Consider the following 13,983-nt stretch of genomic DNA (forward strand, 5'->3'; position numbering starts at 1 on the left):
GGGCGGCTCTGCCCGGCGGCGGGGGCGGTGTGAACGGCGCGCGGGCCTCCACCATCCGCTGCGCGGATGGTCCCCCTCCCCCCTCTGGGGAGGAATGGGGGTCTTGGTCGGTGAAGCCCTCGCGGCGGACATCGCGCAGCGCCTTCTTCGAGGAACCGCCCGAGGAGGACGATCCGCTGCTCGGCTTCGAGCCCTATCTCCACGCGGCGCCGCGCCGCAATTCGATCACGCCGGATCGGCAGCGCGCCTTCATCGCCGCGCTCGCCGCCAGCGGGATCGTCACCCAGGCGGCGCGGGCCATCGGGGCGAGCCTGGAGGCGCTCTACAAACTGCGCCACCGCAAGGGCGCGGAAGGGTTCAGCGCCGCGTGGGACGCGGCCATCGACCGGGGCATGATGCGGCTGGAGGACTGCGCGCTGGAACGCGCGATCCAGGGTGAGGTGCGCCCGGTGGTCAGCATGGGGCAGGTCGTCACCAGCTATATCCGCCACGATACCGCGCTGATGCTGTTCCTGCTGCGCACCCGGCGGGCTGCGCGCTTTGCCACGGTCGATCCCCGGATCAACCCGCAGCCGGGCGATGCCCTCTACGAGCGGGTGATGGCGGACTACCGCGCGCGCCAGCCTTCCTCCGAGGCGATCCTCGACAGCATCAACGCCAAGATCGAAAAGATGCGCGAACGCCGCTTCGCCCATGAAGCGGTGCTGGCGCAGGAACGCGCGCTGGAGGCGGAGGAAGAGGCCGAACGCTATTGCGGTGCTTGAACCCGCTTAGGGTCGGCTGCGCCGGCCCTGCCCGCGACGCTCGCCGCCGCCCTGTCCGGCGCCGCCGCCCTGCCACTGCGGCATGTGCATGCCCTGCTGCGGGCGGAACTCACCGCGCTGCTGCTGATAGCGGTGCTGGCCCTGCGCGCCCTGGGGCGGCGCCTGGCGCATGAAGTGGTTGCGGTCCGCACGGCGATAGCGGCGGTCGCGCTCGTTGCTGCGGTAGTAGAAGTAGTTATCGCCGCCCCAGTAGCCGTCGTAGATCGAACCGTAGTAGCCATCGTACCAGCCGTCATAGGCATAAGGGCTGCCGTAGCCCATCTGCACACCGCCGTAGGGGCCTCCGTAGCCATAACCATCGGTGGCGCAGGCCCCCAACGCGAGGGACGAGGCGGCGAGCGCCAGTGCGGCGATCTTGATGTTCATGGCTGCGACCTTTCGAGCACCGGGCGCGTGCGAAAGGGCGCGTCCGTACTTGTGGTAAACGCACCGATGGGCCGCCGGGTTCCGGGCGGGCTGCGCCCGGAGCGAGCGGCGTCAGTCGATCTCCAGCCGGGTAGGCGCCCCTCGCCCGCCCATGAAATTGGCGAGGTTGCGGTGCAGGTTGATGACCTTCTGCTCCTGATGCGGGTTAGGCAGAGGGCCGCGAAATCCGCTGGACTTCATGCCCTTCTGCACGAACTGCATGTTCGAGAAATCCTGCGCCAGCACGGAACCCCACAGTTCACCGATGGGATCGGCGTAAGTCCACTGAGTTTCGGGCACCTCGCCTTCGGGGAAACGTTCGAGGGCGTAGCTTTCGAACACGCACTTGTTCGGGTCGTCGCCGTAGGGGCGCACCCGGTAGCACAGGGCGAAGGTCACGCCGTGGAGGATGTTCTGGTTGGGGAACAGGCCCCAGGCCAGCCCGGCCTCTGCCATGATGGCGGGCGGGACTTCGGGCCATGCGACCCCGCGCGCCGCGTCGTCCTTCCTGGCGCTGGCCATCCAGTGGGCGATGACGTCCTGCGCAGGCGTGCCTTCCGGCAGTTCGTCGACGAGGCGGCTGGCGGCGTTCACCAGCGTCTCGGTCGAGGCGGAGTAGTTCACCGTCTCGTAGTTTTCCTTGATGAGTTCGTAAGTGGAGAGGCGCGCGTCGTCGCCCTTGCCGGCGCGGGTAGTGCCGGCGCTCTCGCTCATCTTGAACGCATCGTCGCGGGTGTCGTAGCTGGAGACCGAGTGCAGCCCGTACTGCTTCGACAGCGCATAATAGTTGCCATAAGCGAGCAGCTGCGTGTGGGTGCCGGCGACGTGGTAAGGCTCAAGGAACGCCTCGATCGCGGTCTTCCAGTTGCAGTCGTAAATGGCCCACTGGCGCCATTTGTAGTGCATCTTCTCCAGCTCGAAATGGCCGAGGATCTCGCCTGCGCGGCCCATCCACTCCTTGAGCGGCACAGCGTCCGGGTCCATGGTGACGTAGATGTAGCCGCCCCAGGTATCGACCTGCACCGGCGAAAGGCAGGTCATTTCCGCCGTCAGCTTGTTCTGCCAGTCCTGCGGGTCGAGGATGTAGGAATTCGCTCCGTTGAGGTCGAAGGTCCAGCCGTGGAAGCCGCAGATGAAGTTGCGCCGGTTGCTCCCCCGCACATCGTGGACTTTGCCAGGCAGCATTTCGGGCACCGAGACGAGCTGGCGCCCCCGGTGCGGACATACGTTGTGGAAGGCCTTGAGGGTGCCGTCCTCCTTGCGCAGGACGATGATCGATTCGTCGGCGACGTCGTAGGTCATCCAGTCGCCCGGATCGGGAAGGTCGCTTTCGCGCTCGACCATCTGCCAAATCTTTGGCCAGAGCTGCTTCTTCTCCGCCGCGAGGTATTCCTTCGAGAGAAACGCCTCAGTCGGGTAGGTGGCGAGCACTTCCGCGTCCATGTCGGCGGCGGTGAGGCGGGAAGGCTCGAAGGCTTCTGGCTTGGTCACAGGCATCTCCCTTTGTGAACCAGGCCGTGCCCCTTCTTTAACGGGAGCATGGTGGCCGGGCCACATCGCTATTCAACACCACTGTCTATTAAGCGAAGCCCCGTCCGGTTTCCAGAGCCTCGTATGCGCAGCGCCCCGGCGATGGAGGGCGATGGCCAAAGCCCCATAGGCAAAGGGAGAGGACGCCCGCCGGCGCCCCCTCCCCCTGCATTCTCCTCCACGGGAGAAACCAGTCAGATCATGCTCTTTAGAGAGCGATGATCCCGCCATCATTCTTGGTAATGGCAATCAGGGCCGAGCGCGGGCGGACGTTGGCCGCAGGCGTCCCGGTCTGGCTGTCGGGCCAGTGGCTGGAGGGCGTGGCGGTCGCGCCGCTTTCGCCAGGGTGCTGGATGCCCACGAACAGGGTACGGCCGTCCGGGGTCATGTCGATGCCGGTAATTTCGCACTGGACCGGACCGACAAGGAAGCGGCGCAGGTTGGCCGCAGTCGCCTTGGCGCCCACGAACGTTGCCTGCGTGCCGGTGCCGCCGTTGGTGTTGGTGATCGTCACTTTGCCGCCGTCACCGACATGGCCGGGGATTGCGGCCAGCAGCATGCAGTTGGTGCGGTCGGTCAGCGCGCCGTCGTCGGTCTCGATCCACATCACCGGGTTGATCTGACCGGCCGGGTTGGTCGAACGCGAGAAGTACGCGCCGTCCGGGCTGGAGAAATCGTTCGCGGTGGTGAGGCCCGAGATGTTGACGTTCACCGGATCGGCATCGGTAGCATCGGCGCCGAACAGGTAGATGTCCCACTTGAAGGTCAGCGCGCTGGTGGTGTCGCCGTCTTCGCGCAGGCGCACGATGTGGCCGTTGGGGTTGCCGGTCTGCGCCGTGTTCGACGGTCCCTTGGGGTCGTTGTACGAGCGCGGGTTCGCGGCATTGGTGCCGTTCACCGGACGGAAGCTGTTGTTCGAGTTGGTGAGCGTCAGGTAGATCTCGCCGGTCACCGGGTTGCCCACGGTCCATTCCGGGCGGTCCATCGGCGTCGCGCCCAGTGCGTCGGCGGCGAAGCGGGTGTTGACGCAGATGTCGGCCTGGCTCTCGAAGGTATAGGCCGGATACGTGCCGCTGGCGGGGCGCGTCGGGAAGGTCGGGCTGTAGACCAGCGGCATCCACGTGCCGGTGCCGTCCTCGTTGAACTTGGCGACATAAAGAATGCCGGCGTCGAGGTACTTGTCACCCATGGCGAGGCGGTCGCTGGCGTTGGCATCCGCTGCGGCCCAGGTGGCGGTGGAGACGAACTTGTAGAGATACTCGCCGCGCGAATCGTCGCCCATGTAGACGCCCAGCTTCTGGCCGGTGGCGATGCGCACGAAAGCGCCTTCGTGGCCGAAGCGGCCCAGCGCGGTGCGCTTGCGCGGGGTCGACTTCGGGTTGAAGGGATCGATCTCGACTACCCAGCCGAACTGGTTCGGCTCGTAGCGGAAATCGGCGGTGGCAGGCGCGGTGGCGCTGCTGATCGTCGCGTTCCAGCGGGTGAAGCGGTCATCGGTGGTCGAAGCGGTCGACCAGCGGTTATTGCCCGTGGTGCTGGTGATGCCGTTGCGCTGCAGCGAAGCCAGTTCGCGCGGGGTGCGCAGGGCGTTGTCGGCAGCATCGCGGCGGAAATAGCCGGCGTAGTTTTCCTCGCAGGTGAGGTTGGTGTTCCAGCCGGTCACGCCGTTGGCGCAGTTGTTGATCGTGCCGCGACCCGTCTTGCCGTCGTTCGAGTAGGCGGTGACGAGATAGGACGAACCAGCCGCCGGGCCGTGGAACGACATCGGCGTGTTGGGGGTGATGCGGCGGTTGAACGTGCTGTCCTGCTTGTAGGTCCACTTGCGGTTGCCGCCGTCGACGTACTCGACGACCGAAACGCCGTGGCACTCAATCTCCTTGAGAGCCTCGGCCATTGGGCGGACGCCGGCGGTGGTCGTCGGGCCGTTCACGTGGAGGTACTGCTCGGTGATGTTCTCGTGGTTCTGGACCATGAGGCCGCGCGTCGAGCTGTTCACGTCCGGCGTGCCGGTGGCCGAGAGGCCGAAGAAGTGCAGCGCGTCGTGGTGGTCGCCGATGCGGTTGGCGAAATCGGTGTCGGAGCCGTCGTTCTTGTACGCCGGGGTCGTCGCGGTGAGCGGATCACCCAGACGGGTCATGATCGTGACCGAGTAGCCTTCCGGCACCACGGCGACGTCGCCCAGGCTGTGCGGGACGGCGGTGAAGCCCAGCACGGCGGGCGATACGCGCACGGTGGTGGTGGCGGCGCTGGTTTCACCGAAAGCCGATGTGGCGGTGTAGGTGAAGACCAGGTCGGTCGCGGCGGCCACGGCCGGAGCGATGAAAGTGACGGTGCCGCTGGTGCCCGAAAGTTCGACCTGCGGGCCGCCGGTCTGGTTCCAGCGCGGCGCGACGCCGTCGCTCAGGGTGCCCGAGGCAGAACCCGTCAGCGTGACGACGCGGCCGGCACTTGTGGCGGCATTCGCGCCGGCCGAAACGGTGACGGCGCCCAGGCTGCTGTTGCCGTCATCCTCGCCGCATGCGGCAAGCAGGCTCGTGCCCATGAACGCCATGGTGGTGGCACCAGCGCCGCGGAACAGGGCCTGTCGGCGCGAATAGCGCGAAGCGGCCATGCTTTCGAGCGTGGGCTGGATGGAATCGTTGGTATCGATGTCACCGTCGGAATAGCCGACTGCGGAAGTGGTCTCGGTCATGGTTGCCCCCGTTTGGTTTTTGGTCGCGGGGGCGAGAGCTAAGGGTGTTTCATGACAACAACACGGAAGTTTGAGGGCAGTTTGATGGCTTAATTGCGACGGTATTTAGACGGTTGTGAAGAACAGGTCAGCGCAGACTGCAGCAGTTCATACAGTCCTGATTATCAGTGCGGATCGCGCCGTGTGCCCCGCGCCTTATCCTTCGCGTGGATAGACATCGCCCAGAACCCGGCGGAAGTGGGCCTCGACCTGATCGTTGCAGGAGCAGGCGCGCTCCTTGAGGCCGGGCCGGTCGAGCACCTCGATGCCGCCGCGGCGGGTGCGAACCACACCGTCGCGCTTGAACCGTTGCAGTACGCGGCTGGCATAGCTGCGGCCGATCCCCATCATCGAGGCGAGCTGCTCCTGCGTCATCGTCACGTCGTTGCGGCCGATCCGGTCGACCGCAGCGGTGAGCCACTTGGCCGCGCGCTGCTCGATGGTGTGGACCGCATTGCAGGCGATCGACTGGAAGACCTGCGCCATCACGCAGTCCGCATAGCGCGAGAACAAGTGCGCGATCGCCGGCGAGCGGTCCTTCGCAGCCTCCAGGTCGCGCATGGTGATGCGCAGGAAGATGCCTTCGTGCAGCACATTGGCGCGGGCATAGGCAGGCAGCGATCCGGCGCTGATGATGCCCCCCAGCGCACCCTCGCGGCCGATCAGGATGGTTTCGACGGCCATGCCGTCCTCCATCTCGACGAAGTAGGAACTCATCGCGCCATCGGTGGGGAAGTAGCAGTAGTCCACGTTGTCGCCGGGATTGTAGATGATCTCGCCGGACTTCAGCCGGCATTCGCTCAGACGTGGCTCCAACAGGGCGAAATCGTCCTGACGCAGGGACGAAAGCAGGTCGCTGCCGGCGATGGCCGCGGGCGAGACCGGGCTTGTCTGCGGGATTGTACTCATGGATTCGTCCTTGGGGCACGGACCCGTTGACGGGCCAATGGCAGGACAACCCTCGCGATCCCAACCGGTTCCCTGCGCAGCGCTCATAAGTGAACAGACGCGGCTTCGGGGCAGTGCTATTATGTTACTCAGGAACATTCGTTCACGATGCGTGTTCCGAGGTCGGAGCGGGCCATATGGTTCGCTTGAAATCGCCCTTAAGGCCATTTAGCGGATTACCATGCACGCCGACGCCGAACCAACTGTATTGCCCGATATGCTGAGCCTCCTGCGCGAGGCGACGGGCCCTTCCCATGAGCGCCTGGACGCTTCGTTTGGTTCCCTGACGCTGTCCGGCCGCGCCGATCTTGCCCGTTTCCTGGCCGCCCACGCCATCGGCCTGGCGCCGCTGTTCCCGGTATTCAGCCGTTTCGTCGAAGAGCGACTGGGGCTGCAATGCCCGGACTATCCAGCCATGCTGCGCGCCGACCTTGCCGCGCTCGGCGTCGATACCGCAGCCCTGCCCGTGCTTGACGTGCCCGCCGAAATCACCGGCGAAGGCGGTGCTGCGGGCGTAGGCTATGTGGTCTGCGGCTCGCGCCTCGGGCTCACCGTGATCCGCCAGCGAGGCTACTGGGGCGAGGCCGAGGGTTTCCGCTCCGCCTACATGACCGACGGACGCGGCCACGAAGCCTGGAAGGCTCTGGTGCCGAAGCTGCGGGGCGGAACGTTCACCCCCGCGCAGACCGACGCTGCACGCGCCGCCGCGCTTGCCGCATTCGCTATTTTCACCGATGCCTTCGCCGCCAGTGCCGGCATCGCCGCGGGGCAGCGCACCCATGGCTGATTACGAAGTCACCGCCCGCCCGGTCGACCTCACGACCTGCGACCTCGAGCCGATTCACGTCATCGGCCGAATCCAGAGCTTCGGCTGGCTCCTGTCGTTCTCCAGCGACTGGATCATCAACCACGTCTCGCTTAACTGCGAGGCGCTGTTTGGCCGGGCCCCGCGCGATCTCATCGGCCTTTCCGCGACCGAGTTCCTCGGCGTCAGCGCCCTTCACGACATCCGCACCCGCCTGCAGATCCTGGGCAGCACCAGCACCGTAGAGCGCATGTTCGAGATCGACCTGCTGGGCGACGGCCGCGTCTTCGACGTCGCCGTCCATCCCTCGGGCCGCTCTTTCGTGCTCGAGATCGAGCCGCACGAAGGCGGCAAGCGGCGCGATTTCGTATCCTACGTGCGCCCGATGATCGAGCGTCTGCGCAGCGCGCCCACGATCGAGCAGCTGTGCACCAGCGCAGCGCGTCACCTGCGCGGGCTGACCGGGTTCGACCGGGTGATGATCTACCGCTTCGAGGGCGACGGCGCAGGCGAAGTCATCGCCGAAAGCCTCAACGGCATGGTCGACAGTTTCAAAGGCCAGCACTTCCCGGCTTCCGACATTCCGGCCCAGGCGCGCAGGCTCTACACCCGCAACATGCTGCGCATCATTTCGGACATCGACGATCCGACGGTGCCGATCTATCCCGCCACCGGCCCCAACGGCGACCCGCTGGACCTCACCATGTCGGGCCTGCGCGCGGTCTCGCCCATCCATGTCGAGTATTTGCGCAACATGGGGGTCAAGGCCTCGATGTCGGTCTCGATCATGCGGCGGGGCAAGCTGTGGGGGCTGATGGCCTGCCACCACTATTCGCCGCTCATCCTCTCCTACTCGGTACGCACTGCAGCCGAGCTGTTCGGCGAATTCTTCGCCTATCTGCTGGAGCAGAAGGAAACCGACTTCTCGCTGGAGAAGCGCGCGGAATCGATGCGCCTTCATGACGAGATCATGGCCCGCGTCGCCAGCGGCGGATCGCTGCTGGAAGCCTTCGACGAATTCACCGATTCGATCGGCCAGGTCATCCCCTTCGACGGCGTGGTCGGCTGGGTCGACGGGCGCTTCCTCGCCCATGGCAGGACGCCGAGCGAGGAACAGTTCTCGGCGCTTGCCCGTTTCCTCAACACCGCCGGCGCCAGCACCGTATGGTCCACCGACAACATCGGCGCGGTTTACGCGCCCGCCGCCGAGTGGATCGACAAGGCCGCCGGCCTGCTCGCCCTGCCCGTCAGCCGTTCTCCGCGCGACTACATCGTGCTGTTCCGCACCGAACAGGTGCGCGAGGTGAAATGGGCGGGCAATCCCGGGAAAACCGTCGAACTGGGTCCCAACGGCCCGCGCCTCACCCCGCGCAAGAGCTTCGAGATCTGGAAGGAAGAACGCCGCGGCTATGCCCGCGCCTGGAGCGACGAGGAAGTCTCCGCAGCGGAATCGCTGCGCATCACCCTGCTCGAAGTGGTGCTGCGCCTGTCCGACGCCGCCCATAGCGAGCGCGAGCAGGCCAGCCGCCAGCAGGACATGCTGATCGCCGAGCTGAACCACCGCGTGCGCAACATCCTCAACCTGATCCGGGGCCTCGTCACCCAGAGCAAGGAAGGCGCCAAGACGATCGACGAGTTTGCCGAGATCGTCGGCAGCCGCATCCACGCCCTGGCCCGCGCGCACGACCAGGTGACCCGCGTCGACTGGTCGCCCTCTTCGCTTTACGACCTGATCCGCACCGAGACGGCCGCCTATGCCAGCCACAGCCTGGACCGCGTGGTGATCGAGGGGCCGGACGCGCTGATCGCACCGGGCGCCTTCACTACCCTCGCCCTCGTCATCCACGAGCTGGTGACCAATTCGTGCAAGTACGGCGCCCTGTCGGATTCACGCGGGTTCATCCAGATCACGCTGGGCCGGGGCGACGACGGCTCGCTGGAGATCGACTGGCGCGAGGAAGGCGGACCGCCGGTAAAGACGCCGACCCGCCGGGGCTTCGGCTCGACCATCATCGAGCGCACGATCCCGCACGAACTGGGCGGCTCCGCATCCGTGATCTTCCCCGAGGAAGGGCTGCACGCCCTGTTCCTCATACCGGTCGACCACATCTCCAGCTTCGAGACGCCTGGTGCGCCCCGCCCTCGCCCTGTCGTCGAGCCGCCCGAAGCGGCCGATTTCACCGAGGAACTGGCGGGCGGCGTCGCGCTGATCGTCGAGGACAACGTCATCATCGCCATGGAAGCGGAGGACGTGCTGCGCGGCTTCGGCTTCTCGGACTGCCGCATCGCCGGTTCGGTGGACACCGCGATGGGCGTGCTGGACGCAGCCGAAGTCAGCTTCGCGATGCTCGACGTGAACCTGGGCAAGGACACCAGCGCGCCCATCGCCAGCGCCCTGCAGGAGCGGGGCATCCCGTTCATCTTCGCCAGCGGCTATGGCGAGCGCTCGCTCCAGAACGGGGATTTCAGGCGCGTTCCAGTAGTGACCAAGCCTTACGGCGAACGCGACGTGCGTGCGGCCATCGGCCGGGTCATGAAAGTGCGCGGCTGACGCTTAGGGCTGAAATGGGCTGCCGTCTTCAAGCGGCAGCCCACAGGACATTACATCCAGCTGCGCCCGTCAGCACCGGCACACCCGTAAGGCGGCAACTGACCGGGGAAACGGGCCTGCATCTTGTGGCAGCCCCAGGCCCGCAGCGGCGCCGGCGCATAGCCGTTGAGCGCGATGCCGACTTCGTCATAAGGGCTCTCGGCCTGAGCCACGTACATATACCAGCGGCCACCGAACATCACCGTAGCCGCGACAACGACGACGATCAAAAACTTCAATACTTTCTGCATGCTGGTCTTCCAGATAGCCGGGCGGGCGGCTGTGCAGAGGTTCATGCCGCGCATCAAGGTTTTTCGTCGGTAGCCGCCCCTCAGGCCCGCATCCGCTCCTCGTCGCGGCCCGTGTTCCACATCTCGACCCAGCCGCGCACGTTGTCGTAAGGCATCGGGCGGCAGATGCCGTAGCCCTGCCCGCCATGGCAGCCCATCGCCACCAGCATCGCCTGCGTCTCAGGGTCCTCCACCCCTTCGGCCACCAGCGGAATGCCGAGGCTTTCGCACAGCACGACGAGCGAGTGGACCAGCGACTGGTCGAAGCGGCTCTCGGTGAAGCGCGAGATGAATGAGCGGTCGATCTTGATCTCGCTAACCGCGAATTCGCGCAAATAGCCGAACGAGGTAAACCCGGCGCCGAAATCGTCGATCGCCAGCGAGATCTTGTGATCATGGAGCTGCTCGATCACGCGCTTGGCCTGTGCCGGGTTGGCGATCAGCGCCGTCTCGGTCAGTTCCAGCATCACGCGTGACGGGTCTACCCGGTGCCGCGCAGTGGTCTGGACCACGTGGCTGACGAAACCGGGCCTCTCCAGCATGCGGGCTGATACGTTGATGCAGATCGCCGCATCCCCCAGCAGGTGCTGCACTTTCGCGAACTGTTCCAGCACCACGTCGAGGCTGAGATACGTGAAGGGTTCCAGCAGGTGCGACTGCTCGACCGTCTCTATCAGCACGTCGGCCGCGACCGGACCGTTCTGAGGATGGGTCCAGCGCACCAGCGCCTCGAAGCCGAGAATCAGGCCGTTGCGCATGTCGACCTTGGGCTGCCAGTGCCAGTCGATCGCGCGGGCGGCGATGGCCTGCTCGATGTCGTGCAGCATGCCGCCATGGTTCACCGCGCGCCCGCCCCCCCGATCGTCTCCATGCGCGAGGACGGTCTTGTCGGCGCCCCCGCCGCGCTTGGCCTCGTACATCGCCTCGTCGGCGGCGGCGAGAAGCTCCTCGGGCGCGAAGCCCAGCAACGGACACAGCGCAATGCCGAGCGAGGCGCCGACATGCAGTATCCGTCCGCCGTGAACGATGGGCTGCGCGATCAGCTCGGTAAGTTTGGCGGCGACGGCCAGCGCCGATTCCTCGCCGTCGACATTCTGGAGCAGGACCGCGAACTCATCTCCGCCGAGGCGGGCGATGGTGTCCACCTCGCGCAGGTGCTCGCGCAGGCGGCGGCCGATGGCGACCAGCACCGCGTCGCCGGCGGCATGGCCGAAGCTGTCGTTGATCTCCTTGAAACGGTCGAGGTCGATCATCACCACCGCAAAGGGATCGCCGCTGCGCCGCGCCCGCGCGCAGGCCTGGCCAAGCCGGTCGGAGAACAGCGTGCGGTTTGGCAGGTCGGTCAGCGGATCGTGCAGGCTGCGGTGGGTCAGTTCCTCTTCCTGCCGGCGCAGGTCCAGCCGGTACTGGCGCCAGGCCATCCCCTCCTCGACCGAGGCCGCTACCCGTTCCGGCGAAAGCGAGCGCTTGGTGAGGTATTCTGTCATGCCCGACTTGATCGAGTCCGCCGCGATCTGCTCGTCCGCATTGCCGGTGACGGCGATGATCGGGCAGTCCGGGTCGATCTCGCTGCGGATCGCGGGAAGCAGGTCGCGCCCGTCGCCGTCGGTCAGCCCGAAGTCGAGGAAGACGATGTCGAAATGCGCCTCCGGCTGGCGGATCAGCCCCAGCGCCTCGGCCTGCGAAGTGGCCTGCTCCACGGTGATCTCGCGCGGGCCGCGCCGCAGCATGCGCATCAGCCGTTCCCGGTCCACGTCATCGTCGTCGACGATCAGGGCGTGGATGTTCTGGGTGCCGTTGTGCAGGTTATCCATGGGCAGAGGTCCTTGCGGTGGGAGGAGCCAGGCCTCGAGAAAGGCGGGTCTCACGGCAGATACTGCGTTCGGGCGTACTGCCCGATGAAGTCGGCCAGGCGGGCGAACTGCGGGCCGACGCTGGACTTGACCATGTAGCCGGCGACATGCCCGTCATAGGCGCGGCACCGGTCCTGATCGCGCGCCGATGTGGACAGCACGAAGACTACGGTGCGGCGCAAGCTGATGTCCGCCCGGATCGCGTCGAGGAACTGGAAGCCGTCCATGCCGGGCATGTTGAGGTCCAGAAGGACGATGACCGGGGTGTCGATGCGCTTGCTCGGATGGCGACCGCGCAGGACCTGCAGCGCCTCGCCGCCGTCGCCCGCCGTCACCGTGCGGCAGGGCACCTGGTGCTTGCGGAACGAGCGCAGCACACCCTCGATCGCCACGTCGTCATCGTCGACCAGCAACACGGTGCAGTCGCCCAGCGCGCCGCTTCCGCCAAGGGTGTCGCATTCGCTGGGTATGGGGCCGAATTCATTCATCGTCGTTCTCCCTCAGCAGGATCCGGGGCCAGTGGACTTCGAAAGTGGCGCCGCCGAGCGGGCCGTTGCCCAGCACGGAAACCATTCCGCCGTGGGCGTTGATCATGCGCCGGGTGAAGGCGAGGCCGACGCCGTCGCCGTCGGTGCCGGGCGAGGCCCGGTGGAACAGCTTGAAGATACGCTCCTCGTTGCCGGGCGGGATGCCCTGCCCGTCGTCCTCGACGGTGAAGACCGAGAAGCGGCCCTCCTCGCGCATGGCGATGCGGATGCGGCCGCTTTCTCCGCCGTGGTGCTTCACGGCATTGGAGATGAGATTGCGCAGCGAGGTGGAAAGCGGCGCGCGCGGGGCTATCAGGTCGGCCCCGCCGATCTCCACGTCGACGGTGAAGCTATCCGGGATGCGGCTCATCGCCATCGCTTCCTCGACCAGCTCGCGCGGGTCGATGGAATGCATCTGCGGATCGCGCACCCCGGCACGGGCATAGCTGAGGAGGTCGTCGATCATCTGCTCGCAGCGGGCGATGCGCTGGGTGATGCGATCGAAGTTGTGCCGCGCGCTTTCGGGTATCGAATCCTTGCCGAAAGCCTCGTCGAGATCCTCGCGGATCCACGTCACCAGATCGCCGATGCCCCGCAGCGGCGAGCGCAGGTCGTGGCTGGCGACATAAGTGAACTCCTCAAGCTGCGCGTTGGTCTGCTGCAGCGCGGTTTCGGAGCGCTTGCGGTGGGTGATGTCGCTAACGATGGCCATGAACAGCGGCTGGCCGGGGTTCTCGAAGCGTGTCAGCGCGACTTCGACGGGGAACTCGCGGCCAGCGCTGTGCAGGCCGGTAAGGTCGCGCCCCGCCGCCATCATCCGCGATTCAGCCGCATCGCGGTAGCCGGCCAGCTGGTGGACATGGGCATCGCGGTAACGTTCGGGCAGCAGCATGTTCAGCGGCTGTCCGATCATGTCGACCACCGGATAGCCGAACTGGGTGGCCAGCATCGCATTGGCCTGGGCGATGCGGCCCCTGCCGTCGACCACCACGAGGCCCAGCGGCAGTGTCTCGAACATCTGGGTGAAGCGGCGCTCGGCAGTGAGTTCGCGGGTGGTGTTGCGCAAGTAGATGACCGCGCGGCCATCGTCCTCCCCCGCGATCGGGGTCAGGGTGAGCGAGATCGCCGGGCGCGAGCCATCGGCGGCATGGAGGGTGAACTTGCGGGTCCAGGGATCGCGCTGCTCGATCGGAGCACCGAAGAACACCTCGAACATCTGGCGCAGCATCTCGGCGTCTTCCTCGCCGAACATGACGAAGAGCAGGCCGTTGCGCAGGCTTTCCGGGTCGGGCTCCGCCAGCAGCGTGGCGCAGGCGGTATTGGCCCAGGCGATGACCCCTGCTGTATCGACGATCATGGCGCCAATCGGGGCATGAACGAGCGGGGCCTGGATATCGGGCTTGATGTGCGCTGCCAGCGTCAAATGTCCTGCCTTCACGAAGGAGGGCCGTGACGCGAAGGGAGACGCGAAACCGGCACC

The 13,983-nt window shown here is 66.3% G+C and carries 11 protein-coding genes; 3 read left to right on the forward strand and 8 right to left on the reverse strand.

The window, feature by feature from the left end; all coding sequences use genetic code 11:
* Positions 1 to 764: hypothetical protein (locus GVL61_RS21845; RefSeq protein WP_200845011.1), on the forward strand; the 764-nt coding region annotated here is incomplete at its 5' end.
* A 6-nt stretch (positions 765 to 770) separates the two neighbouring features.
* Here the strand turns inward: GVL61_RS21845 and GVL61_RS21850 are convergent.
* The 4 genes from GVL61_RS21850 to GVL61_RS21865 form a co-directional block, all read right to left on the reverse strand.
* Positions 771 to 1,190 (reverse strand): hypothetical protein, encoded by a 420-nt coding sequence (locus tag GVL61_RS21850; RefSeq protein WP_159982919.1) that lies wholly within the window; start codon positions 1,188 to 1,190, stop codon positions 771 to 773.
* 111 nt (positions 1,191 to 1,301) lie between these two features.
* On the reverse strand, positions 1,302 to 2,720 hold the full coding sequence (locus GVL61_RS21855) for an SRPBCC family protein (protein WP_235037840.1): 1,419 nt from the start codon (positions 2,718 to 2,720) through the stop codon (positions 1,302 to 1,304).
* A 247-nt stretch (positions 2,721 to 2,967) separates the two neighbouring features.
* The gene (locus tag GVL61_RS21860) at positions 2,968 to 5,451 is read right to left on the reverse strand and encodes a PhoX family phosphatase (protein ID WP_159982924.1); all 2,484 of its coding nucleotides are present in this window, start codon (positions 5,449 to 5,451) and stop codon (positions 2,968 to 2,970) included.
* A gap of 195 nt (positions 5,452 to 5,646) precedes the next feature.
* The gene (locus tag GVL61_RS21865) at positions 5,647 to 6,399 is read right to left on the reverse strand and encodes a Crp/Fnr family transcriptional regulator (RefSeq protein ID WP_159982926.1); all 753 of its coding nucleotides are present in this window, start codon (positions 6,397 to 6,399) and stop codon (positions 5,647 to 5,649) included.
* A gap of 220 nt (positions 6,400 to 6,619) precedes the next feature.
* Between GVL61_RS21865 and GVL61_RS21870 the strand changes: the two genes are divergently transcribed.
* Positions 6,620 to 7,225, forward strand: a complete 606-nt coding sequence (locus GVL61_RS21870) for a biliverdin-producing heme oxygenase (RefSeq protein WP_200844914.1) — start codon at positions 6,620 to 6,622, stop codon at positions 7,223 to 7,225.
* The gene (locus GVL61_RS21875) at positions 7,218 to 9,794 is read left to right on the forward strand and encodes an HWE histidine kinase domain-containing protein (protein WP_159982928.1); all 2,577 of its coding nucleotides are present in this window, start codon (positions 7,218 to 7,220) and stop codon (positions 9,792 to 9,794) included. The genes GVL61_RS21870 and GVL61_RS21875 overlap by 8 nt, the downstream gene beginning before the upstream one ends.
* Positions 9,795 to 9,844: 50 nt before the next feature.
* On the opposite strand, the gene GVL61_RS21880 is transcribed toward GVL61_RS21875, so the two are convergent.
* From GVL61_RS21880 to GVL61_RS21895, 4 genes are read right to left on the reverse strand one after another with little or no spacing between them, the layout of a single operon-like run.
* Positions 9,845 to 10,138, reverse strand: a complete 294-nt coding sequence (locus GVL61_RS21880) for a hypothetical protein (RefSeq protein ID WP_235037841.1) — start codon at positions 10,136 to 10,138, stop codon at positions 9,845 to 9,847.
* 26 nt (positions 10,139 to 10,164) lie between these two features.
* Entirely contained in the window at positions 10,165 to 11,937 is a 1,773-nt protein-coding gene (locus GVL61_RS21885; RefSeq protein WP_159982930.1) for a GGDEF domain-containing response regulator, read from the reverse strand.
* A gap of 50 nt (positions 11,938 to 11,987) precedes the next feature.
* A complete protein-coding gene (locus GVL61_RS21890; protein ID WP_159982932.1) occupies positions 11,988 to 12,464 on the reverse strand; it encodes a response regulator in 477 nt (158 codons plus the stop codon).
* Positions 12,457 to 13,926, reverse strand: a complete 1,470-nt coding sequence (locus tag GVL61_RS21895) for a PAS domain S-box protein (RefSeq protein WP_235037842.1) — start codon at positions 13,924 to 13,926, stop codon at positions 12,457 to 12,459. Before GVL61_RS21895 ends, GVL61_RS21890 begins: the two co-directional genes overlap by 8 nt.
* Positions 13,927 to 13,983 lie beyond the last annotated feature (57 nt).

Origin of the sequence: Novosphingobium sp. 18050 (genome assembly GCF_902706195.1) — a bacterium.
Classification (GTDB): domain Bacteria; phylum Pseudomonadota; class Alphaproteobacteria; order Sphingomonadales; family Sphingomonadaceae; genus Novosphingobium.